The 20,658-nt window shown below is 60.6% G+C and carries 24 protein-coding genes and 4 tRNA genes; 10 read left to right on the top strand and 18 right to left on the bottom strand.

Annotated elements, in window-relative coordinates:
- Positions 1–22 precede the first annotated feature (22 nt).
- Together KUA23_RS04210 and KUA23_RS04205 are read right to left on the bottom strand one after the other, a co-directional pair.
- Complete coding sequence (locus KUA23_RS04210) at positions 23–1,423, bottom strand: O-antigen ligase family protein (RefSeq protein WP_252993489.1); 1,401 nt, start codon at positions 1,421–1,423, stop codon at positions 23–25.
- Positions 1,424–1,458: 35 nt separating this feature from the next.
- Positions 1,459–1,872, bottom strand: a complete 414-nt coding sequence (locus KUA23_RS04205; RefSeq protein ID WP_078050867.1) for a pilin — start codon at positions 1,870–1,872, stop codon at positions 1,459–1,461.
- Positions 1,873–2,074: 202 nt separating this feature from the next.
- Here KUA23_RS04205 and KUA23_RS04200 point away from each other — a divergent pair, with 202 nt between their 5' ends.
- Genes KUA23_RS04200 through yacG form a run of 4 tightly spaced genes read left to right on the top strand, consistent with a single transcriptional unit; the run spans position 2,075 to position 4,963 of the window.
- On the top strand, positions 2,075–3,283 hold the full coding sequence (locus tag KUA23_RS04200; RefSeq protein ID WP_252993488.1) for a type II secretion system F family protein: 1,209 nt from the start codon (positions 2,075–2,077) through the stop codon (positions 3,281–3,283).
- The gene (locus KUA23_RS04195) at positions 3,280–4,146 is read left to right on the top strand and encodes a prepilin peptidase (RefSeq protein WP_100491510.1); all 867 of its coding nucleotides are present in this window, start codon (positions 3,280–3,282) and stop codon (positions 4,144–4,146) included. Before KUA23_RS04200 ends, KUA23_RS04195 begins: the two co-directional genes overlap by 4 nt.
- Positions 4,143–4,766, top strand: a complete 624-nt coding sequence (coaE, locus tag KUA23_RS04190; protein WP_252993487.1) for a dephospho-CoA kinase — start codon at positions 4,143–4,145, stop codon at positions 4,764–4,766. Before KUA23_RS04195 ends, coaE begins: the two co-directional genes overlap by 4 nt.
- A complete protein-coding gene (gene yacG / locus KUA23_RS04185; RefSeq protein WP_003188437.1) occupies positions 4,763–4,963 on the top strand; it encodes a DNA gyrase inhibitor YacG in 201 nt (66 codons plus the stop codon). Before coaE ends, yacG begins: the two co-directional genes overlap by 4 nt.
- Here yacG and KUA23_RS04180 read toward each other — a convergent pair.
- Positions 4,960–5,175: a hypothetical protein gene (locus tag KUA23_RS04180; protein ID WP_003171680.1), complete on the bottom strand. Its 216-nt coding sequence runs from the start codon at positions 5,173–5,175 to the stop codon at positions 4,960–4,962. The genes yacG and KUA23_RS04180 overlap by 4 nt on opposite strands.
- A gap of 76 nt (positions 5,176–5,251) precedes the next feature.
- Positions 5,252–5,941: an energy-coupling factor ABC transporter permease gene (locus tag KUA23_RS04175; protein ID WP_252993486.1), complete on the bottom strand. Its 690-nt coding sequence runs from the start codon at positions 5,939–5,941 to the stop codon at positions 5,252–5,254.
- Positions 5,942–6,044: 103 nt separating this feature from the next.
- Here KUA23_RS04175 and KUA23_RS04170 point away from each other — a divergent pair, with 103 nt between their 5' ends.
- From KUA23_RS04170 to KUA23_RS04160, 3 genes are read left to right on the top strand one after another with little or no spacing between them, the layout of a single operon-like run.
- Positions 6,045–6,674: a DUF1780 domain-containing protein gene (locus KUA23_RS04170; protein ID WP_010213242.1), complete on the top strand. Its 630-nt coding sequence runs from the start codon at positions 6,045–6,047 to the stop codon at positions 6,672–6,674.
- A gap of 54 nt (positions 6,675–6,728) precedes the next feature.
- Entirely contained in the window at positions 6,729–6,902 is a 174-nt protein-coding gene (locus KUA23_RS04165) for a DUF3094 family protein (protein WP_016976295.1), read from the top strand.
- 60 nt (positions 6,903–6,962) lie between these two features.
- The gene (locus KUA23_RS04160) at positions 6,963–8,261 is read left to right on the top strand and encodes an NAD(P)/FAD-dependent oxidoreductase (protein WP_100491512.1); all 1,299 of its coding nucleotides are present in this window, start codon (positions 6,963–6,965) and stop codon (positions 8,259–8,261) included.
- 180 nt (positions 8,262–8,441) lie between these two features.
- Here KUA23_RS04160 and KUA23_RS04155 read toward each other — a convergent pair.
- The 7 genes from KUA23_RS04155 to rluD all read right to left on the bottom strand — a co-directional run bounded on the left by KUA23_RS04155 (position 8,442) and on the right by rluD (position 13,554).
- Positions 8,442–8,518 (bottom strand) — tRNA-Pro (locus KUA23_RS04155).
- A gap of 94 nt (positions 8,519–8,612) precedes the next feature.
- Positions 8,613–8,688, bottom strand: a tRNA-Lys gene (locus KUA23_RS04150).
- Positions 8,689–8,693: 5 nt separating this feature from the next.
- A tRNA-Pro gene (locus KUA23_RS04145) sits at positions 8,694–8,770 on the bottom strand.
- 10 nt (positions 8,771–8,780) lie between these two features.
- A tRNA-Asn gene (locus tag KUA23_RS04140) sits at positions 8,781–8,856 on the bottom strand.
- A 300-nt stretch (positions 8,857–9,156) separates the two neighbouring features.
- Entirely contained in the window at positions 9,157–11,721 is a 2,565-nt protein-coding gene (gene clpB, locus KUA23_RS04135) for an ATP-dependent chaperone ClpB (protein ID WP_078046820.1), read from the bottom strand.
- 148 nt (positions 11,722–11,869) lie between these two features.
- Positions 11,870–12,595 carry a peptidoglycan editing factor PgeF gene (gene pgeF / locus KUA23_RS04130; protein ID WP_078046819.1) on the bottom strand — a complete coding sequence of 242 codons (726 nt, stop codon included), beginning with the start codon at positions 12,593–12,595 and terminating at the stop codon, positions 11,870–11,872.
- Complete coding sequence (gene rluD / locus KUA23_RS04125; RefSeq protein WP_034102080.1) at positions 12,592–13,554, bottom strand: 23S rRNA pseudouridine(1911/1915/1917) synthase RluD; 963 nt, start codon at positions 13,552–13,554, stop codon at positions 12,592–12,594. The genes pgeF and rluD overlap by 4 nt, the downstream gene beginning before the upstream one ends.
- Before the next feature lie 149 nt (positions 13,555–13,703).
- Here rluD and KUA23_RS04120 point away from each other — a divergent pair, with 149 nt between their 5' ends.
- Complete coding sequence (locus KUA23_RS04120) at positions 13,704–14,729, top strand: outer membrane protein assembly factor BamD (RefSeq protein ID WP_078046818.1); 1,026 nt, start codon at positions 13,704–13,706, stop codon at positions 14,727–14,729.
- 123 nt (positions 14,730–14,852) lie between these two features.
- Positions 14,853–15,086 (top strand): PP0621 family protein, encoded by a 234-nt coding sequence (locus KUA23_RS04115; protein WP_078046817.1) that lies wholly within the window; start codon positions 14,853–14,855, stop codon positions 15,084–15,086.
- Here KUA23_RS04115 and thiO read toward each other — a convergent pair.
- From thiO to pilV, 5 genes are all read right to left on the bottom strand, one after another.
- Positions 15,073–16,182 (bottom strand): glycine oxidase ThiO, encoded by a 1,110-nt coding sequence (thiO, locus tag KUA23_RS04110; protein ID WP_252993485.1) that lies wholly within the window; start codon positions 16,180–16,182, stop codon positions 15,073–15,075. The genes KUA23_RS04115 and thiO overlap by 14 nt on opposite strands.
- A gap of 62 nt (positions 16,183–16,244) precedes the next feature.
- On the bottom strand, positions 16,245–16,646 hold the full coding sequence (locus KUA23_RS04105) for a type IV pilin protein (RefSeq protein ID WP_078046815.1): 402 nt from the start codon (positions 16,644–16,646) through the stop codon (positions 16,245–16,247).
- Positions 16,647–16,657: 11 nt separating this feature from the next.
- Positions 16,658–17,149, bottom strand: a complete 492-nt coding sequence (locus KUA23_RS04100) for a PilX N-terminal domain-containing pilus assembly protein (protein WP_410896867.1) — start codon at positions 17,147–17,149, stop codon at positions 16,658–16,660.
- Positions 17,150–17,195: 46 nt separating this feature from the next.
- Positions 17,196–17,903, bottom strand: coding sequence for a PilW family protein (locus KUA23_RS04095; protein ID WP_078046813.1), 708 nt, complete (start codon positions 17,901–17,903; stop codon positions 17,196–17,198).
- The gene (pilV, locus tag KUA23_RS04090; RefSeq protein WP_256997319.1) at positions 17,900–18,385 is read right to left on the bottom strand and encodes a type IV pilus modification protein PilV; all 486 of its coding nucleotides are present in this window, start codon (positions 18,383–18,385) and stop codon (positions 17,900–17,902) included. The genes KUA23_RS04095 and pilV overlap by 4 nt, the downstream gene beginning before the upstream one ends.
- 193 nt (positions 18,386–18,578) lie before the next feature.
- Between pilV and KUA23_RS04085 the strand changes: the two genes are divergently transcribed.
- Positions 18,579–19,160, top strand: a complete 582-nt coding sequence (locus tag KUA23_RS04085; protein ID WP_252993483.1) for a GspH/FimT family pseudopilin — start codon at positions 18,579–18,581, stop codon at positions 19,158–19,160.
- On the opposite strand, the gene ispH is transcribed toward KUA23_RS04085, so the two are convergent.
- Positions 19,114–20,061, bottom strand: coding sequence for a 4-hydroxy-3-methylbut-2-enyl diphosphate reductase (gene ispH / locus KUA23_RS04080; RefSeq protein WP_012722142.1), 948 nt, complete (start codon positions 20,059–20,061; stop codon positions 19,114–19,116). The two genes, KUA23_RS04085 and ispH, sit on opposite strands and share 47 nt — an antisense overlap.
- A 157-nt stretch (positions 20,062–20,218) precedes the next feature.
- On the bottom strand, positions 20,219–20,656 hold the full coding sequence (fkpB, locus tag KUA23_RS04075) for an FKBP-type peptidyl-prolyl cis-trans isomerase (RefSeq protein WP_177111390.1): 438 nt from the start codon (positions 20,654–20,656) through the stop codon (positions 20,219–20,221).
- Between the last annotated feature and the right edge of the window lie 2 nt (positions 20,657–20,658).

The following is a 20,658-nucleotide window of genomic DNA, read 5'->3' as shown; positions in this document are numbered from 1 at the left end:
GGAGTCCGGCAACTTGCCGCCGTCACCGGGCAATCACACCCTGGGCCCAGAAGCGCGGTTGCAGCAAGTTGGCATGGCTGTCCAGGTACTGCTGCTGGGCTTGCTGGATATGCGGCACATCGCGCACGGCGATAAAAACCAGCAGACCAACGGCCAGTACACTCAGCGTTTTCCACGCGCCCCAGGCTAACGGCAGCTCAGCCGTCTCCGGGGTTTTCCACAGGTGCAACGCCATCAACCAACCCACCACCAGCGCCAGCCACACTTGAGAGTTGGGCATCACAATCACACCGTCGACCATGGACTGCACCAACGCACCGACGAGCGCTGCAAACAGGCACATTCGCAGCAAGTCCGCGGTTTCAGAGCACAGCGCACGCTCCCGCAATAGGCCGAACGTGGCCCAACCACTCCGCCACGCCAGCACCGCAACGCACAACGTAGATGGCACACCCCATTCACTGGCCCATTGCAGGATGGCCTGGTGGGGGTGCGCGGCGATTTTATTGGCGATATCGGCAAAATGCATCGGCCCAAAGCCCAGCCATGGCCGCTCGACGAGCATGTGCCAGGCCTGCCACCAGATCGGACCGCGCCCGGACAGGGAGGTGGTGAGACGATCACTGGCGCCATTGAGGATCTGGATCCCGAGGTAATCCGCCAGCACCGTAAACACCAGCCAATACAGCAACAGCCCAGCCAGCACTGCGGCCACTTGCCAACCCACCCAACGCCGGCCCCAAGGGCCCAGCAACGCCACTACCAGCGTCGCCGCGCCCATGCCCAGCCAGGTGCCGCGCGTGCCGCCACCAATCGCGATCAACCACCACACACACAGCAATGCAAACACAGCGGCCCTGAGCGAGCGGGTAAGCGTAGGGATCAGTAAGGGAAGTGCCAGCAGCGGCAAGGTAAATGTCTGGAATTGGCCATAGAATCGCTTGTTGGAAAAGCCGGACAGCAACAGGTCCGGGTCCAGGATTCGTTCGGCGCTGATGAACGCCAATGTGCCCGCATACACATATTGAATCGACTTGATCAGGCACAGCAGCACCACCAGCATGATCAAGTAGCGATCCAACGGCTCACCGCCCTGGCGACGCAACAAGGCAAACGCCACGGCAATTGCCCCGCCACTGACAAACAACGCCACCTCGGCAAACGCCCACAGCGGCTGGTGGGCCAGCACCGATGACACCAGGCCCAACCCGATAATCAGTCCCAGGCCCAGCGCCGTGGGGCGGTCCAGCAGCTGTTGCATGCGAGGGACCGACAGCCCATACAGCACCGCGCAAACCCCGACGGCAATCTGCATGCCGCGCTGCAAATCATGCCCGCTGAACGGCGCACAAATCCCGACGACCAGCAGGCATATCACTGCTACCAGAAAAACATTGCCGCGCTGCGGTACGGATAACGACATCGGCCACCTCATCTTCCCTGTGGGTGGTTTAGCCGTCAGGCCCCGTCGGCGCCGCAGCCTTTAGCGACATATTTTGCGTCAGCGGTGGTGGTGCATTTCCAACCGGTGGTGGCATTGCGCGTCAGGCTGATGGTCTTGCCCAGCACCGGCGCCGGCGCGTCGAGTATTTCGCAACTGATGGCGCCCGCGCCCGTCGCAACATCCCCTGCTACATCGATCTTGCAGTTGGCCGTTGGGCTGGTGCCGCCGATCAATGCCAGGGTCGGTACAGTGCCCTGGTTGAGGGTGTCTTCGTACCCGGCCTTCAACGCGGTGATTTCAGCCAGGCCGGCAGTGAACTTGGCCTTGGCCTGGTGGGTGGTGTACATGGGCAGGCCGATGGTGGCCAAAATGCCGATGATTGCCACGACGATCAACAGCTCGATCAGGGTAAAACCTTTTTGACGAATCACATTCACTCTCCAGGATAGAACTCATGACAAGGCACGTCCTGCGCCCCGTGTTGTGCAGCGGCGCCAGTGTACTCATCCGCAGGCGGTCAATCGCGCACAAGACGCACATTCTGACATTTTATCCGCCACTGCCGGCCTGTCCGAATCCGTCACCTGACTACGCTATAAAGCTTCGACGACCTCTGTGCGGAACCATGACATGGACAACGCTTCAACGCTCTACGCCTGGGAAGGCATCAACCGCAAAGGACGCAGGGTGTCCGGGCAAACCACCGGGCACAACCCTGCCTGGGTGAAGGCCCAATTGCGCAAGCAGGGCATCAGCCCAGGCCATGTGCGCCAGAAATCTCCAATGCTGCCGAGCCTGGCACCCTCGATAATATCGACGGACATCACCCTGCTGACTCGCCAACTGGCCACGCTGCTGAAGGCCGGTATTCCTCTATTGCAGGCCTTCGATATCATCAGTGAGGGCTTCGACAACCGCGCCGTGCGTGAGCTTGTGCAAGGGTTGAAACAGGCGATCGCCGCCGGCACCAGCCTTGCCGAGGCGCTGCGCAAACAGCCTCGTTATTTCGACGCGCTGTACTGCAACCTGGTGGCCGCCGGCGAACAGGCCGGAGCACTTGAAACCCTGCTGGAGCGCGTGGCGATCCACCGGGAAAAGAGCGAGCAGCTAAAGGCCAGGATCAAAAAAGCCATGACCTATCCGATCACCGTGCTGGTGGTCGCCAGCCTGGTCACTGGGGTGCTGTTGATCCACGTCGTGCCGCAGTTCCAGAATCTGTTTGCGGGGGTGGACGGCACGCTGCCCGGCTTCACCTTGCAGGTCATCGCCCTTTCCGAGTTCGTGCAAAAAGCGTGGTGGGGGCTGGCGTTGGGCGTTCTTGCGGGAAGCATGGGGCTGCGCCATGCCTATCGGACGCTCCCTGGATTTAGTCTGTGGTTGGACCGCTGTTTGTTGAAAGCGCCCCTGGCAGGCAAACTGCTGAGCAAATCCGCCGTGGCCCGCTTTGCCCGCACACTGTCCACCACGTTTGCCGCCGGCGTTCCGTTACTGCAGGCGCTGGACTCGGTGGCCGGTGCCGCCGGTTCCGGGCCATTCAGACAGGCAATCGAACATATGCGACGCGATGTAGCGACTGGCATGCCATTGAATCAATCCATGCTTGCCAGCGGCCTGTTCCCCGGCATGGCGATCCAGATGACAGCCATCGGCGAAGAGTCGGGCACGCTGGATCGCATGCTGGAAAAGGTCGCCAACCATTACGAGGCCGATGTGGACAACCTGGTCGATAACCTCACCCACCTCATGGAGCCCCTGATCATGGTGGTGCTGGGCGGCATTGTCGGCGCATTGGTGATCGCCATGTACCTGCCGGTCTTCCAGCTGGGGAGCGCATTTTGAGCCAGCTATTGGCTGTACACCCCTGGGCTTTTGTTGCACTGGCGTCGGTGCTGGGGCTGATCGTCGGCAGTTTTCTCAACGTGCTGGTGTGGCGCCTGCCGAAGATGCTCGAACGGGAATGGCGCGCCCAGGCCCACGAAGTGCTCGGCTTGCCCGCTGAGCCTGCCAGCCCGACCTACACCCTGATGCAGCCTAATTCCTGCTGCCCACAGTGCAACCATCCGATACGCCCTTGGGAAAATATCCCACTGCTCAGCTACCTGTTTCTGCGAGGTCGCTGCGCCCATTGCCAGGGTGCGATCAGCGCCCGTTATCCGCTCACGGAACTGACGTGCGCGCTGATCTCGGCCTGGGTGGCCTGGCATTTCGGCTATGGCTGGCAGGCGGGCGCAGTGCTGGTATTGAGCTGGGGCTTGTTGGCGATGAGCCTGATCGACGCCGACCACCAACTGTTGCCGGATGTGCTGGTGATGCCGCTGTTATGGCTGGGGCTGATCGTCAACGGCTTCGGCCTGCTGACGACACTGTCGGATGCCCTGTGGGGTGCGGTGATCGGCTACATGAGCCTGTGGAGCGTGTTCTGGCTGTTCAAGCTGGTCACTGGCAAGGACGGCATGGGCCATGGCGACTTCAAGCTGCTGGCCTTGCTCGGCGCCTGGGGTGGCTGGCAAATCCTGCCAATGACCCTGTTAATGTCGTCGCTGGTGGGAGTATTCGTGGGCTTGATCCTGATGCGCCTGCGCAAGTCCCAAGCGTCGGCACCGATGCCGTTTGGTCCGTATCTGGCGATTGCCGGCTGGATTGCATTGCTCTGGGGTGGTCAAATAACCGACTTCTATTTGCAGTCTGTCGGTTTCAGATGACCACTTCTGTTGCAACACCCTGGATTCTCGGCCTCACTGGCGGCATCGGCAGCGGTAAAAGTGCCGCAGCCCAGCACTTTATCGACCTGGGCATCGACCTGGTGGACGCCGATCACGCCGCCCGCTGGGTGGTCGAGCCTGGACGGCCGGCATTGGCACGTATCGCCGAGCACTTCGGTGCCGGCGTGCTGCAGCCGAACGGTCAACTGGACCGCGGCGCCTTGCGCAAGCTGATCTTTGAAGTACCCGAAGAGCGCCGCTGGCTCGAAGCCTTGCTGCACCCGTTGATTGGCGAGGAGATTCGCAGCCACCTGGCGCGTGCGAAGTCGCCCTACGCGATATTGGTGTCGCCGCTGCTGATCGAGTCCGGCCAGTACAGCATGACCCAGCGCATCCTGGTGATCGACGTGCCGCAATCGCTGCAGATTCAGCGTACCCTGCAGCGCGACGGCATCAACGAGCAACAGGTGCAGGCGATCCTCAAGGCCCAGTCCAGCCGCGAAGACCGCCTGAACCATGCCGATGACGTGCTGGTCAATGACCAGGACCTTGCCTGGCTGCACAGCGAGGTCGAGCGACTGCACCACTTTTACCTTACTTTGCGTGGAGGCCGATCATGAGCCAACCCTTGACCGTCGACTGCCCAACCTGCGGTGCACCCGTGGAATGGAAAGCGACCAACCTCAACCGGCCGTTCTGCTCGGACCGCTGCAAGCTCATCGACCTGGGCGCCTGGGCCGCTGAGGAACACAAAATCCCCGTGGCCCCGGATGCCGAAGACGAGCTGTTTTCCGAAGACCTGCCGCCGCGCCACTAAGGGCGCATAAAGGCGTATTCCTGCTGGTCGTCGAGGTTCTCTGCAAGGTATTGCAGCTCGTCGGCCAGGTCTTCAAAACTGCGCACACCCTTGCTCTGTTGCACCACCGCACTGAGCATCGCACGCAGGGTCAGGCCCGGGTCAAAACCGATTTCCTGTGCCGCGTCCTGGCTTCTGCGCAACTCCTGCCGTGCCCACTCGTACACACTCATGATCCGTGCTCCCCGCCTTGCCTGGAAAAATTTGGCAGAGCATGGGCCTGCTCGGCCGGCCAGGATTTGATCTGGGTCAACGCTGTGAATCGTCGTCCTTCCAGGGTGCCGACAAGTAGCGCGTGCGGTTGAAAGTCTCCAGCCATTCCGGGCAAAACACCACCAGTGCGCTGATGACCATGCCGTTGATAAAGGCTTCGGGAAAGATGATCAGCCATAGGTAGCCGATAAAATCCTCCAGCCATTCCGGCATGGCGAAACGGCCGTCGAACCACAGCAGCCCCAGCCCAAATAGCAGGCACAGCAGCGCCGACAGCGCGGCAGCAAAAAAACCGGAACAGAAGATATACACAAAGGGATTGCGCGGTTGCGCGCGCTCGACCAGCAACGCGCAGGTTTCGGTGATCAGCACAGGCAACCCGATCAGCAACAGGCCGTTGACGCCCAGGGCTGCGAGGTCCTGGCGACCCAGCGCCATCAAACCCAACTGGGCGACAAAGCCGCCGACAATTGCGAGGGGCCAATCCAGCAACAGGGTCACGGCAGTCATGCCGATGAAGTGGTAGGAAACACCTGTATCGAAATCCCGCCGTACCAGCCACAGCATGAACAACGCGAACACGGTGCCGAACAGCAGATGCTGACGCCGCCGGTCGGCAAACAGTTCGACCCAAGGTGAACGCAGGATCGCCCACACCACCACGGGCGCATACAGCAGCCACCCGATGCCCATTGTTGTCGGCGCCAACATGGCGGCACTGATCACGGCAGCACTCCCCAGGGTCGAATATTGCTCGGATGATCAGTCTACACCGACGTTTCACAGGGGTACTTCCTGCGGTCATCATTTGGGCGCTAAGCTGCTAGCTATGGATGACTCAGATTACTTGCGCCTGCTCACCGTAGCGGCCGAACAAGCCAACGCATTCTTGTCCAATGCCCGCAAATGGGAGCGTGAGCGTTGGGTCTGCCAGCGCCTGCTGCAAGGCTTGAATGTGCCTTACCGTGCCGAGGAATTCCACGCCGCCGGGCAAGAGCCACCGGACGTGCTGTTTCGCGATGCCAGTTTCGAGGTGTTTTTTGTGCTGGACGAGGGCCGTCGCCTGAATGACGAATGGCGCGACGAGTTGCTGCGCCGACGCAGCGCCTTCTCCCTGAGCCAATTGGTGCGGCGCGAAGCCAAGCCGCGACGCATCCCGGCCCATGAGTTTTTACTGCGCCTGGCGCCCACGCTGCGCAAGAAGGCGCATAACTACAAAGAACGCGGGATGGACCTGGGGGAGCTGGATATCGTTGCCTTCACCAGCCTCAAGCGTGAGGTGCTTGACCTCAACAGCCATTTTCCGCCGCCGACGGAATACCTGCGCCAGGGCTGGCGCTCGCTGTCGCTGGTGGGGCCGACCTTTGCACGGGTGTTGTTCGCCCACCCGGATGCACCGGATTTCTTGCGCAACAACTTGGGCCGCAGCATAGTGTTCGACGTGGGCATCAGCCTCTGAGCCCCCGGACTGTAACGTGGCGCCCTTTTGCAACGTCTACCTGACGAGGCCTTTATGACCAGCCGCCTGAACCCCGATGACCAACAGCATGTCGAAGAGTACCTGCAACTCTCCCAGAACCGAGTCGAGCGCAAGCCTTTCCGGCCGTGGCTGCTCCTTGGTGTGGTGCTGGTAGTGGTGATCGGTCTCGGCTTGCTGAGCCGACTTTTGAGTTACCTGACGCTATGAGCTGCCTGGCGCTCGCGGGGGTAACTGCTCCGATTTCTTTTAGCCTTGCGAGATATCCCCATGACCCATCGTATTATTATCGTCGGCGGCGGCGCCGGCGGCCTGGAGTTGGCTACCCGCCTGGGTAAGACTCTGGGCAAGCGCGGCACCGCCAGCATCACGCTGGTGGACGCCAACCTGACCCATATCTGGAAGCCCCTGCTGCACGAAGTGGCAGCCGGCTCGCTGAACTCCTCGGAAGATGAACTCAATTATGTCGCCCAGGCCAAATGGAACCACTTCGAGTTCCAACTGGGGCGCATGAGCGGGCTCGACCGTGAACAGAAGAAGATCCAGCTGGCCGCCACCCTCGACGAAGAAGGCCGTGAACTGGTGCCGGCGCGCGTGCTGGGCTATGACAGCCTGGTGATTGCGGTCGGCAGCACCACCAATGACTTCGGCACCGAAGGCGCCGCGCAGCACTGCCTGTTCCTCGACACCCGCAAGCAGGCCGAGCGCTTTCACCAGCAGTTGCTCAATCACTACTTGCGCGCCCATGCCGGGCAGACCGATGTGGTGGAAAAAATCAGCGTTGCCATCGTCGGCGCGGGTGCCACTGGGGTCGAACTGGCCGCCGAACTGCATAACGCCGCCCACGAGTTGGCCGCTTACGGCCTGGACCGCATCAAGCCGGAAAACATGCACATCACCCTGATCGAAGCCGGCCCACGGGTACTGCCTGCCCTGCCGGAGCGTATCGGCGTGCCGGTGCATAAAACCCTGGAAAAGCTCGGTGTGACGGTACTGACCAATTCGGCGGTCAGCGAAGTGACTGCCGATGCGCTGATCACCAGCAGCGGCCAGGTCATCCCCGCCAGTCTCAAGGTGTGGGCGGCCGGCATTCGCGCGCCAGGTTTCCTCAAGGATATCGATGGCCTGGAAACCAACCGCATCAATCAGCTGCAGGTATTGCCAACACTGCAAACCACCCGCGACGAAAACATCTTCGCGTTTGGCGATTGTGCCGCCTGTCCGCAACCGGGCACTGATCGCAACGTGCCGCCACGTGCCCAGGCGGCTCACCAGCAGGCATCGTTGCTGGCCAAGTCGCTGAAGCTGCGCATCGAGGGCAAGGACCTGCCGACCTACAAGTACACCGACTACGGCTCGTTGATCTCGCTGTCGCGGTTCTCGGCGGTGGGTAACTTGATGGGCAACCTCACCGGCAGCGTGATGCTGGAAGGTTGGCTGGCGCGAATGTTCTACGTGTCGCTGTACCGCATGCACCAGATGGCGCTGTATGGGGTCTTCCGCACGGCGATGCTGATGCTGGGGAGCAAGATCGGGCGCGGCACCGAGCCGCGCCTCAAACTGCACTAACAACACGGTCCCGGATGGGACTTGGTCAATGTGGGAGCGGGCTTGCTCGCGAAAGCGGTGTATCAGTCAGTACATCTACCGCTTTCGCGAGCAAGCCCGCTCCCACATTCGTTTTGCGGTGAGTCAGATTTGCGTGCACAAAAAAAATCCCCGTATCTTTCGATACGAGGATTTTTAATATGGTCGGGGTAAGGGGATTCGAACTCCTGACATCCTGCTCCCAAAGCAGGCGCGCTACCGGACTGCGCTATACCCCGGTAAAAAAAAGGCGACCTTTCAGTCGCCTTCTTCGATCAGCGCTTTTGGCCTCTGATCTTAAGATTCGATTCCAGCGTTAACTGGTCTCAAAAATGGTGGGTCGTGTGGGATTCGAACCTACGACCAATTGGTTAAAAGCCAACTGCTCTACCAACTGAGCTAACGACCCAAATATGGTCGGGGTAGGGGGATTCGAACTCCCGACATCCTGCTCCCAAAGCAGGCGCGCTACCGGACTGCGCTATACCCCGATATTGAAATTGGCTCCGTGACCAGGACTCGAACCTGGGACCCAATGATTAACAGTCATTTGCTCTACCGACTGAGCTATCACGGAACTACATATTTCAAAGTACTACGTTGTTGCTTACTACCTTCTCTTCGACTTGCCCGTATCGCTACGTTCATGTCTCTGAGGCGCGCTATTCTACAATCTTAAAAACCCCTGTCAACCCTTTAAATTGCTTTTAAGACAATGATTTGCGCTTGTTTCTGATTTCTTCTTGGGGAGAAGAAACCCGTGGGCTGACGTTGCTGCGGGGCGCACTTTACAAGCCTTTGCCTTACAGTTCAACGCCCTATCGAAAAAAAAGGCCCCGCAATGCGGGGCCTTCTCTTGTCACCCTGCTGCCAGGGCTCAGTGGAAGACGATTTCGTCGTTTTCCACCGTCGCTGTCACGCTGGTGCCAGGCATGAAGCTGCCCGACAGGATCAACTGGGCCAGCGGGTTCTCGATCCAGCGCTGGATCGCACGTTTCAACGGCCGTGCGCCATACACCGGGTCGTAACCCACAGCGATCAGCTTGTCCAACGCCTCGCGGCTCAGCTCCAGCGACAGCTCACGCTCGGTCAGGCGGCCACGCAGACGACCCAACTGGATCTCGGTAATGCCCGCGATCTGATCCCGCGCCAACGGCTCGAAGATCACCACTTCGTCGACCCGGTTGATGAATTCCGGGCGGAAATGCGAGGTCAGTGCATCCATCACCGCCGCACGCTGGGCTTCACGATCCCCCACCAGCTCCTGGATCTGCGCCGAGCCCAGGTTGGAGGTCATCACGATCACCGTATTGCGGAAATCCACGGTACGCCCATGGCTGTCGGTCAGGCGGCCGTCCTCTAGCACTTGCAACAGGATGTTGAACACATCCGGGTGCGCCTTCTCGACCTCATCCAGCAGGATCACCGAGTAAGGCTTACGCCGCACGGCTTCGGTCAGGTAACCGCCTTCCTCGTAGCCCACATAGCCTGGTGGCGCACCGATCAAGCGAGCCACCGAATGTTTCTCCATGAATTCGGACATATCAATCCGCACCATGGCCTCTTCAGTATCAAAGAGGAACTCGGCCAAAGCCTTGCACAGCTCGGTCTTACCCACACCGGTCGGGCCGAGGAACATGAACGAGCCACTCGGACGGTTCGGATCGGACAACCCGGCCCGCGAACGCCGTACCGCGTTGGAGACGGCCACCACGGCCTCTTCCTGACCGATCACACGCTGATGCAGCAGGTGTTCCATCTTCAGCAGCTTGTCGCGTTCGCCTTCAAGCATTTTCGACACGGGAATGCCGGTCCATTTAGAGACGACTTCGGCAATTTCTTCCTCCGTCACCTTGCTGCGCAGCAACTGGTTCTCAGGCTTGCCATGCTGGTCGACCATCTGCAGGCTGCGTTCCAGGTCCGGGATCACCCCGTACTGCAACTCAGCCATGCGGTTCAGGTCGCCTTTACGGCGGGCAGCTTCGAGTTCCTGGCGCGACTGCTCGATCTTTTGCTGGATCTGGGCCGAGCCCTGCACTTCGGCTTTTTCCGAGGTCCAGATTTCTTCCAGGTCCGAATACTCACGTTCCAGGCGGACGATTTCTTCCTGGAGTTTTTCCAGGCGTTTCTTCGCCGCGTCGTCTTCTTCTTTCTTCAGGGCCTGGGACTCGACTTTCAGTTGGATCAGGCGCCGATCCAGACGGTCGAGCACTTCCGGCTTGGAGTCGATTTCCATGCGGATACGGCTGGCCGCTTCGTCGATCAAGTCGATGGCCTTGTCGGGCAATTGACGGTCAGTGATATAGCGATGGCTCAATTTAGCCGCCGCAATGATCGCGCCGTCGGTGATCGCCACCTTGTGGTGGACCTCATAACGCTCTTTCAAGCCACGCAGGATCGCGATGGTGTCTTCTTCGCTCGGCTCTTCCACCAGCACTTTCTGGAAGCGACGCTCAAGGGCCGCGTCCTTTTCAATGTACTGGCGGTATTCGTTGAGCGTAGTAGCACCGACGCAGTGCAACTCACCCCGCGCCAGGGCAGGCTTGAGCATGTTACCGGCGTCCATCGAGCCTTCGCCTTTACCGGCGCCGACCATGGTGTGCAGCTCGTCGATAAACAGAATGATCTGCCCTTCCTGCTTCGACAGTTCATTGAGCAGGGATTTCAGGCGTTCTTCGAACTCGCCGCGGAACTTGGCGCCGGCGATCAACGACCCCATGTCCAGGGACAGCAGACGCTTGCCTTTAAGGCCATCCGGCACTTCACCATTGATGATGCGCTGGGCCAGGCCTTCGGCGATCGCGGTTTTACCCACACCAGGTTCGCCGATCAGTACCGGGTTGTTCTTGGTGCGACGTTGCAGTACCTGGATGGTGCGACGGATTTCATCGTCACGGCCGATCACCGGGTCAAGCTTGCCCTCTTCGGCACGCTTGGTCAGGTCGACGGTGTATTTATCCAGGGCCTGGCGCGACTCCTCATGGTTGGGGTCGTTCACCGCGTCGCCGCCACGCAGGTTGTTGATGGCATTTTCCAGGGCTTTCTTGCTCACGCCCTGGCCCAGCAACAACTTGCCGAGCTTGCTGTTCTCGTCCATGGCGGCGAGCAGCACCAGTTCGCTGGAGATGAACTGGTCACCCTTCTGTTGGGCCAGGCGATCGGCCTGGTTAAGCAGACGCGCCAAGTCCTGCGACATGTTCACGTCGCCGGTTGGGTTTTGGATTTTCGGCAATTGGTCGAGCTCTTTGCTCAACTCCTTGCGCAGGCTGTTGACGTCGAAGCCCACCTGCATCAGCAAGGGCTTGATTGAACCACCTTGCTGTTCCAGCAGCGCCTGCATCAAGTGCGCAGGCTCGATGGCCGGGTGGTCGAGACCCACCGCCAAAGATTGAGAGTCAGACAGTGCCAACTGTAATTTGCTGGTTAAACGATCAATACGCATTAGTCACCTTCCTTTTGAGCAGGCCGGAGCTAGTAAACACATCCTGAATGAAGAAACCTGCCAGATACCCCTATAGATGGGGTGGATTCTGGAAGATTCAAGCGACAGATGCTTGATGTGCGTCAGTGTTGACCCAGGTCAGGAGAGTCTAGCGCTCGAGCCAGATAAGGGAGGCAAAACGTCCGGTGCGGGGGCTGCGCCGGTAGGAAAAGAAGCGCGGGTCGGTCACCGTGCAGAAACCGCCGCCATACACGGCAGTCACACCGCACGCAGCCAGGCGCAGGCGCGCGAGCTTATAGATGTCAGCCATGAACTTGCCCGGATTGCGACTCGGTACAAAGGCTTCGACGGTGGTCGGCAGTTGCTGCATGAAGACTTCACGCACTTCCGGGCCGACTTCAAAGGCTTGCGGGCCAATCGCCGGACCGAGCCACACCAACACGTCGCCAGCGTCGGCGTCGAGGCTTTCTAGAGTCGCCTCCAACACGCCCGCCGCCAGGCCACGCCAACCGGCATGGGCCGCCGCCACGCGTGTGCCTGCACGGTTGCAGAACAACGCGGGCAGGCAATCGGCAGTCATGGATGTGCAGGCGATGCCTGGGGTGCTGGTCCAGCTGCCATCGGCTTCGGCAGTGCGGCCAGGGTCGGCCTCGACCACGGTCACGCCATGGACCTGGCGCAGCCAGGCTGGCTGGATATCGAAGGCCGTGGTCAGGCGGCGACGATTTTCGAGCACGGCCTCCAGGCGGTCCTCGACATGATCACCCAAATTGAGGCTGTCGAACGGCGCCAGGCTGACGCCGCCCGCACGGGTGGTGACACAGGCCTTCACCTGAGCCGGCGCGGGCCAGTCAGGAATCAGCCAGTCATTCACCCGACAAACGCCTCGCGATCCTGCTTGAGCAGCGACAACAACCAGACCAGGTCGTCCGGCAGAGGCGATTCCCAGCTCATCCGCTTACCGCTCGTCGGATGATCCAGTTCCAGGAAACGTGCATGCAGTGCCTGGCGCGGGAAGTTTTTCAGTGAATCAACCATGGTTGCACTGGCCGCCGGCGGAATACGGAAGCGACCGCCGTAGGCCGGATCTCCGACCAACGGGAAGTTGATGTGCGCCATGTGCACGCGAATCTGGTGGGTACGCCCGGTTTCCAGCTTGACCCGCACGTGGGTGTGGGAGCGGAAACGCTCGAGTACACGGTAGTGGCTCACGGCCTGCTTGCCGCCTTCCATCACCGCCATACGCTGGCGCTGCTGGCCGTGACGACCGATCGGCGCGTTGATCTTGCCACCGGCCACGACTACGCCGATCACGATGCACTCGTAGATCCGGCTGACGCTGCGGCTTTGCAATTGTGTGACCAGCTGCGTCTGCGCCTGAATGGTCTTGGCCACCACCATCAAGCCGGTGGTGTCCTTGTCCAGACGGTGCACGATGCCGCAGCGCGGGACGTTGATGATGTCCGGCACGTGATGCAACAGGGCATTGAGCAAGGTGCCATCAGCGTGCCCGGCTGCCGGGTGAACCACCAGGCCCGCGGGTTTGTTGATGACCAGGATGTCGTCGTCTTCATAGACGATATCCAGCTCGATGTCCTGGGCAACCCATTCTCCCTGGGCTTCCTGCTCGGCAGTCAGCTCAAGAATCGCACCGCCATGGACTATGTCTCGCGGGCGGATAACCGCTCCATCCACAGTCAGGCGGCCGTCTTTGATCCAGGCGGAAAGGCGCGAGCGCGAGTGCTCAGCGAATAATTGTGCGGCGACTTGATCGAGGCGTTGGCCGCCCAATTCGGACGGCACCTCTGCGCGAAGTTCAATTTTATCGGACATGCTCAGACTAGGCGTGGCACAGCCTTTGGTTTCGGCTGCGCGCTTGTGGTTAAATACGGCGTCTTTTGCCCCGAGGCTTTCAACGGGGCGCTCATCATAACAGGACGGCCCCGCCCAAGACAGCGGCCGTCATAGGGACGCAAGCCGCCATGCAAGTGAAACACCTGCTGCTGATCGCCATCCTCGCCATGACTGCTGCTTGCTCGTCAACAAAGGAAGTCGTCGACGAAAACCTGAGCGAAGTCGAGTTGTATCAACTGGCTCAGAAAGACTTGGACAATAATAGCTACACCAGCGCCACAGCGAAGCTGAAGGCACTGGAGTCGCGCTATCCGTTCGGGCGCTACGCCGACCAGGCCCAGCTCGAGCTGATTTACGCCAACTACAAGAACGCCGAGCCGGAAGCTGCCAAGTCCGCCGCCGAGCGTTTCATCCGCCTGCACCCGCAGCACCCGAACGTGGACTACGCCTACTACATGAAGGGCCTGACCTCGTTCGACCAGGACGTCGGCCTGCTGGCGCGCTTCCTGCCGCTGGACATGACCAAGCGTGACCCAGGTGCCGCCCGCGACTCCTACAACGAGTTCGCCCAGCTGACCAGCCGCTACCCCAACAGCCGCTACGCGCCGGACGCCAAGCAGCGCATGATCTACCTGCGCAACCTGCTGGCGTCCTACGAGATCCACGTGGCCCACTACTACCTGACCCGTCAGGCTTACGTAGCGGCCGCCAACCGTGGCCGTTATGTGGTTGAGAACTTCCAGGAAACCCCATCCGTGGGTGACGGCCTGGCGGTGATGACCGAGGCTTACCAGCGTCTGCACCTGGACGAGCTGGCCAGCACCAGCCTGGAAACCCTCAAGCTCAACTACCCGGACCACCCAAGCCTGAAAGACGGCCAGTTCGTGCCTCAGGTTGACGAAGCCGACAACCGTTCGTGGCTGAGCAAGTACACCCTGGGCCTGATCGAGTCCCGTCCACCGCTGCCGCCGGGCGAAACCCGTGCCAACCAGGACGTGATCAAGCAGTACCAGGACGCCAAGGATGCCATTCCTTCGGAGCTCAAGCCCCACGACGAGAACGGCGACGTGATCGAAGAGGAAGAACCGCAGGCCTTGGGCAACAACCAGGATCGCTCGTGGTTCAGCTACATGACCTTTGGTGTGTTCGACTGATCGCACCAGCGTCATCAAAAAGGAGCCTTTCGAGGCTCCTTTTTTGTGGGCGGTATCATTGCGCTGTGCGCCTGGCACGTCCTTGGCTAAACTGGCGCATTCCCTGTCGAGAAACTGCCCATCATGCTTCGTCTATTGTTCTGGATTGCCGTCATTGCCGCCGCAGTATGGTTCTGGCGCAAATTCAAAAGCCCGGCCGCCAAACAGCAACGCTCCAGTGAGCCTGGCGCGGCCCTGATGGTGCGCTGCGCCCACTGCGGCGTGCACTTGCCGCAGGATCGCGCCCTAAGCTCGCGCCAAGAGTGGTATTGCACCCAGGCCCATCTGGAGCAGGGGCCGAAGTCTATCCAGCGTTGATCCGACCTTCGGGTGCATACGGCGCCGGGTCGATGATCGGCGCACGTGCCAGCAGTAAATCGGTAAACAACTGGCAGGAGGCTGGCGCAAGCACCAGGCCATTGCGGTAATGCCCGCAGTTGAGCCACAAGCCCTTGAAGCCTGGCACTTGGCCGATATACGGAATGCCTTCCGGAGACCCGGGGCGCAGTCCGGCCCAGTGCCCCACCACTTCAGCGTCCGCCAGGGCGGGAATCAGCTCCACCGCTGATGCCTTGAGGCTTTCCAGTGCGTTCTGGGTCGGGGTCTTGTCGAAACCTTCGTGCTCCAGGGTACTGCCGATCAGGATGTGCCCGTCACGCCGCGGGATCGCATAGCGCCCCTTGGCCAGCACCATGCTCGACAGGAAGTCCGAGGCGCACTTGTACAAAATCATCTGGCCCTTGACCGGCTCCACCGGCAATGACAGGCCTAATGTGCCGAGCAACTCACCACTCCAGGCGCCCGCCGCCAATACAACCTGATCGCCGAAGATCGGGCCATCAGCCGTGTTTACGCCCACGACATTGCCAGCATCCAGAACAAACCCGGTCACTTCGCATTTCTCATGAAGGGTTACGCCAGGCAGCGCCAGCAGTGCGGCCTTGAGGGATTTGACCAAGCGTGGGTTGCGCACATTGGCGACGTTGGCCATGTAGATCGCCTGGGAGTACCCGCCGCCCAGCACCGGAACGGCGTCATGGGCGGCCGACACGTCGACTTTGCTCAATGGGCGGCCCTCACGTGCGGCCCACGCCAGGGCTTCGGCCTCATCCTCCAGGTCCAGCCAGTACAGGCCTGTGGTGTGAACCTCCGGATCGACGCCCGTCGCAGCAAACAGACGCTCCGCCAACTGTGGATAAAAATCCTGGGACCAATGGGCGAGCGCCGTGACTGCCGGGCTGTAGCGCCACGGATAGAGGGGCGAGACAATGCCGCCGCCCGCCCAGGAAGATTCCTGCCCCAACCCCGCGCGCTCCAATAGCACCACCGCTTGCCCTTTGGTCGCCAGGTTGAACGCCGTCAACAAGCCGATGACACCGCCACCGACAATCACTACCTGCTGTTGCTCTGCCATCATTTGATCCAGCCGATAAATAGGAACAAGCGCGCCCGGCGCCCAGTCGTCCAGCCCCCTCATCATTGCCCCCAGCACAGCTTGCGCGACATTTCTGGTATTGCACCGGGGTTGCTGCGCGTGCCGGCGCTGGTCAGGACGAAATCACCGCAAGGGTCACCAGCCATCATCGAGCCGATAGCAGGCGTCGCCACCAACTGGAAATCCTGAGGGTTCAACGCAGCGCTGATTCTATAGCGATCATTGCCCGCACTGACGCCGCTTGCATCAATAAAAGTACCGTTCCTCGCATAAAAGCGCTCCAGATGCTGAGCCTGCCCGGTCAACAGCGCCACGACTTCAGCGCGATATACTTTTTTCATATGGCCGGTGTATCCGGGGTAAGCAATCCCCGCCAACACCGAAATGATCGCAACCGCGATCAGTAACTCGATCAAGGTAAACCCCTGGCTGTCCATGCCCATTGCAGTGCTCCTTATTGAAGTTGCCGCCACGCCACTCGCCGAAAACGCGAGCCGCCCTGCTCCTCTACTCGCGCATAGACGCTCTCCAGCACCGTGCGCAATTGGCCGCTGAGGCCAACAGCCGTCACTCGATACACCGAAGCCGGCATGTGCGGCGGTAAATGCGCCACCCCGACCGCCGGCCCAAGGGATTGAAGGCCGTATACACCGCCTTTCAGCGCCACCCAGCTAACGCCTGAAACAGGGTCCGCGCCGGGCCCGGACACTGAAAATGCAGCCTCCGGCGGCGCACATCGGGTAATCGATTGACACAACGGCAGCGTCGTAAATGACCGCTGTACCGCCGCCTCCCCGAGCCTCAAGCCACTTTCAGCACGCTGCAGCGATTGATTGCGCTGCCAGACGCTGCCGGCGATCTTTTGCTGGATGAGTGCACCTTGCATCGAGGACAAGCCGACCAGCGACACCAGCAACAGGAACACCAGGCTGATCAGCAGCACCATGCCCGCCTGCCTTAAACGATTACTCTCGCTAAGCACCATGGCCGCCCTACCCCAGCTGGTTTCGCAACGCCGCCACGACGCTGTAGGTTTGAGCTTTTACCCGGCCAGAAGGGTCTTGCAGCGTCATCTGGATACGCACGCTGCGTATCAGGGAGGCGTCGGCTGGCGCGGCGTCGTAACGCACGACCTGCAGTGATGCGGGCTTGGCGGCAAGGCCAAAGCCAAGCTCGAACGCCTGCACGTTATCCACCAGCACGGCCTTGGCGGGTGCTGCAGGGGTGCTGACTTTAAGCTGGCCCGCTTCGAAGGTGTAGGTCACTTGGCGCAATGCAAAACGGATCTCGCCCGGAGCAGGCGCAGGGGAGTTTCCAATGTAAGCCTGGGCGCTACCCGTGCAATCGGACAATACGGTCCAATCAGGCTTGCCGCTTTCATTACCGGCATCTGCAGTCACCAACGTCAGCGACTTGGCGCCCGCCCCACCATCCCAACTGACGGGCCGATCAAAGGCCGGTGGCGCATTCTCGATAAAGCCTGTGGCCAAACAACCAAACATGCCCGCCTGGCGGATGTCCTGAATGATTTTGCCCAGTACGAACCGCGCATCATCCTGCAGCGACATGGCTGCCTGCTGGCTGGCGTGGGTAGCTCTGGAATCAATCACCACCTGGCTGCCCCCAAGCACCAGCACCAAGCCCATGGCCAACGCCAGCAGTAACTCCACCAGACTGAAACCGCGAGCAAGACGCCTCATTGCGCCACCCCCGACTCATCGCTGATACGGCTGGTCAGGGTGAAGGTTTCCCGGGCACCTGGCGTGTTGGTCCCCCGGTTGTCATCCCAGCTGATACTGACCGTTACCTCACTGCCGCTGATCGACACCGAGCCTTTGGCGCCCTCCCCGGCAAAGCCGAGGATATTGGCCTCGAAATCATGCAGGTCCAGATCGCGCACGCTGCCAGTAGCGCCACTGGCATGAGCACGCTCTCCCCGACCCCAGGCGTAGTCGGCGCCAGAATTGGCGCGGATCCGGTCGAGCATGTCGTAGGCAATGAAGCTGGCCTGGCTGGTCATCCTTGAGCTGTCGGTGTACTTGAGCGCGTTGAGTTGGATCACTGCCGCACCCAGCAGGCCAATGGCAAGGATCAGCACGGCGACAAGCACTTCGATCAGCGTCATTCCGGTCTGGCGTGGGGATAAAACAGGAGAAATACAGGTATTCGTGCAGGCAAGCATTACCGTCGCCATCCATGTCGAAGTCCGAAAAAGAGCAGGCAGAACCTGCTGTGCGGCTCAAGACTAGCGCCGGTTTTTCACCCGTGCTGCTCCGGGAACAAAGGGAAATACTTTGGACATAAAGGCCATCATCCAGCGCCTCAGCCTGGACGCTATACCTAGGACGACACCCCTATCCACGGAGGAATGGCACATGCACCAACGCGGTTTTACCCTGATCGAATTGCTGCTCGGACTGACCCTGAGCAGCATTCTGGCGATCCTGGCAGTGCCGAGCTTCAAGAGCCTGCTGGACTCACAGCAACGCCACAGCGCGGCACAAACATTGGCGGCAGGCCTGCGCTACGCACGCACCGAAGCCATTGCACGCAATCGAGCGGTGGTCATTCACGCATTGAACGATGATTGGAGCCTGGGCTGGCGCGTCATCGTGGATGCCAGCGGACGCGGCCACCTGGACGACGACAACCCCGTATTGCTGACTCACCAGGACAGTGGCCATGACTTGATCGTGGGCAATGGGCCGCTCAAGAGCCAGGTGCGTTTCAGCGGGCTGGGCGAGCCGATATTTTCAGGGGGAGGTTTCCGTGCCGGCACCGTGCATGTGTGTGCCAGAGATCAGGCAGAGAGCCTGCATCAGATCGTGCTGGCGCCCAGCGGGCGCATCAGCCTGCGCAGCGACAGTGCCGAGCAGGCGTTGTGCCGGAGTGGGTCCGGCAACCCGACACTCAGAGCAACGAGCGAACGCGCAATTCCTTGGGCATGGAAAACGTGATGTTTTCCTCGCGACCTGCCAGCTCATCGGCACCGGTAGCGCCCCAGGCGTGCAGTTGCTGGATAACCCCACGTACCAGCACTTCCGGGGCCGAAGCACCGGCCGTGATGCCAATGCGCTCGACGCCATCGAACCAACTGCGCTGCATATCTTCGGCGCCGTCGATCAGGTACGCCGGTGTGGCCATGCGCTCAGCCAGCTCACGCAGGCGGTTGGAGTTGGAGCTGTTGGGGCTGCCGACAACCAGCACCACATCGCATTCATCGGCCAATTGCTTGACCGCGTCCTGCCGGTTCTGGGTGGCGTAGCAGATGTCGTCCTTGCGCGGCCCACCAATGGCCGGGAAGCGGCTGCGCAGCGCGTCGATCACGCGACTGGTGTCGTCCATGGACAAGGTGGTCTGGGTCACGAATGCCAGGCGTTCGGGGTTCTGCACCTGCAGGTTGGCGACGTCTTTTTCGTCCTCCACCAGATAGATCGCCCCACCATTGCTGGCGTCGTACTGCCCCATGGTGCCTTCGACTTCCGGGTGACCGGCATGGCCGATGAGGATGCACTCGCGTCCGTCACGGCTGTAGCGCGCGACTTCGATGTGAACCTTGGTAACCAGCGGGCAGGTAGCATCGAACACTTTCAGGCCACGGCCTGCCGCTTCGGTGCGCACTGCCTGGGAGACACCGTGGGCACTGAAGATGACGATGACGTCGTCCGGCACTTGGTCCAGCTCTTCGACAAAGATGGCACCGCGTGCGCGCAGGTCTTCGACCACAAATTTGTTGTGGACGACTTCATGGCGCACATAGATCGGCGGCCCGAAGACCTCCAAGGCGCGGTTGACGATTTCGATCGCCCGGTCCACACCGGCGCAGAAGCCACGGGGGTTGGCGAGTTTGATTTGCATGCTGTGCCTCGTGTCTTGCTCGGCAAGAAATTGGATCTTGTGGGAACTGGCTTGCCTGCGATGCAGGCACCTCGGTGTATCAGGTACACCAGGGTGATGCTATCGCAGGCAGCCAGCTCCCACACAAGCCAGCGCCCGCAGGCGCCGGTTTTGTCAGTTAGATCGCTTTAACGCTGATGATTTCAACGTCGAACGTCAAGGTTTTACCGGCCAACGGGTGGTTGAAGTCGATGGTCACTTGCGCGTCATCGAAGGTTTTCACCACGCCGGGCAGTTCGGTATTCGCCGCATCGTTGAAGATCACCAACAAGCCTTCCGACAGGTCCATGTCCTGGAACTGCGAACGCGGGATGATCTGCACGTTTTGCGGGTTGGGTTGGCCAAAGGCGTTTTCCGGCAGGATCTGCAGGGTACGCTTGTCGCCAGCCTTGAAGCCGAACAGGGCCGCCTCGAAACCCGGCAGCAGGTTGCCATCACCGACCTTGAAGGTGGCCGGTGCCTTGTCGAACGTGCTGTCGACCGTGTCGCCATTCTCCAGGCGCAATGCGAAATGCAAAGTGACTTCCGTGTTCTGGCCGATGCGTTGCTCAGCCAATA

Source organism: Pseudomonas pergaminensis (genome assembly GCF_024112395.2).
Classification (GTDB): Bacteria; Pseudomonadota; Gammaproteobacteria; order Pseudomonadales; family Pseudomonadaceae; genus Aquipseudomonas; species Aquipseudomonas pergaminensis.
This window is presented reverse-complemented; position numbering and strand designations above follow the sequence as displayed.

Bases quoted from the DNA above. Each gene is read 5' to 3' on its own strand.
- KUA23_RS04210 (WP_252993489.1), bottom strand. From the start codon at position 1,423: ATGTCGTTATCCGTACCGCAGCGCGGCAATGTTTTTCTGGTAGCAGTG.
- KUA23_RS04200 (WP_252993488.1), top strand. From the start codon at position 2,075: ATGGACAACGCTTCAACGCTCTACGCCTGGGAAGGCATCAACCGCAAA.
- coaE (WP_252993487.1), top strand. From the start codon at position 4,143: ATGACCACTTCTGTTGCAACACCCTGGATTCTCGGCCTCACTGGCGGC.
- yacG (WP_003188437.1), top strand. From the start codon at position 4,763: ATGAGCCAACCCTTGACCGTCGACTGCCCAACCTGCGGTGCACCCGTG.
- KUA23_RS04180 (WP_003171680.1), bottom strand. From the start codon at position 5,175: ATGAGTGTGTACGAGTGGGCACGGCAGGAGTTGCGCAGAAGCCAGGAC.
- KUA23_RS04170 (WP_010213242.1), top strand. From the start codon at position 6,045: ATGGATGACTCAGATTACTTGCGCCTGCTCACCGTAGCGGCCGAACAA.
- KUA23_RS04165 (WP_016976295.1), top strand. From the start codon at position 6,729: ATGACCAGCCGCCTGAACCCCGATGACCAACAGCATGTCGAAGAGTAC.
- KUA23_RS04160 (WP_100491512.1), top strand. From the start codon at position 6,963: ATGACCCATCGTATTATTATCGTCGGCGGCGGCGCCGGCGGCCTGGAG.
- clpB (WP_078046820.1), bottom strand. From the start codon at position 11,721: ATGCGTATTGATCGTTTAACCAGCAAATTACAGTTGGCACTGTCTGAC.
- rluD (WP_034102080.1), bottom strand. From the start codon at position 13,554: ATGTCCGATAAAATTGAACTTCGCGCAGAGGTGCCGTCCGAATTGGGC.
- KUA23_RS04120 (WP_078046818.1), top strand. From the start codon at position 13,704: ATGCAAGTGAAACACCTGCTGCTGATCGCCATCCTCGCCATGACTGCT.
- KUA23_RS04115 (WP_078046817.1), top strand. From the start codon at position 14,853: ATGCTTCGTCTATTGTTCTGGATTGCCGTCATTGCCGCCGCAGTATGG.
- thiO (WP_252993485.1), bottom strand. From the start codon at position 16,182: ATGGCAGAGCAACAGCAGGTAGTGATTGTCGGTGGCGGTGTCATCGGC.
- KUA23_RS04105 (WP_078046815.1), bottom strand. From the start codon at position 16,646: ATGGGCATGGACAGCCAGGGGTTTACCTTGATCGAGTTACTGATCGCG.
- KUA23_RS04100 (WP_410896867.1), bottom strand. From the start codon at position 17,149: ATGGTGCTGCTGATCAGCCTGGTGTTCCTGTTGCTGGTGTCGCTGGTC.
- KUA23_RS04095 (WP_078046813.1), bottom strand. From the start codon at position 17,903: ATGAGGCGTCTTGCTCGCGGTTTCAGTCTGGTGGAGTTACTGCTGGCG.
- pilV (WP_256997319.1), bottom strand. From the start codon at position 18,385: ATGCTTGCCTGCACGAATACCTGTATTTCTCCTGTTTTATCCCCACGC.
- KUA23_RS04085 (WP_252993483.1), top strand. From the start codon at position 18,579: ATGCACCAACGCGGTTTTACCCTGATCGAATTGCTGCTCGGACTGACC.
- ispH (WP_012722142.1), bottom strand. From the start codon at position 20,061: ATGCAAATCAAACTCGCCAACCCCCGTGGCTTCTGCGCCGGTGTGGAC.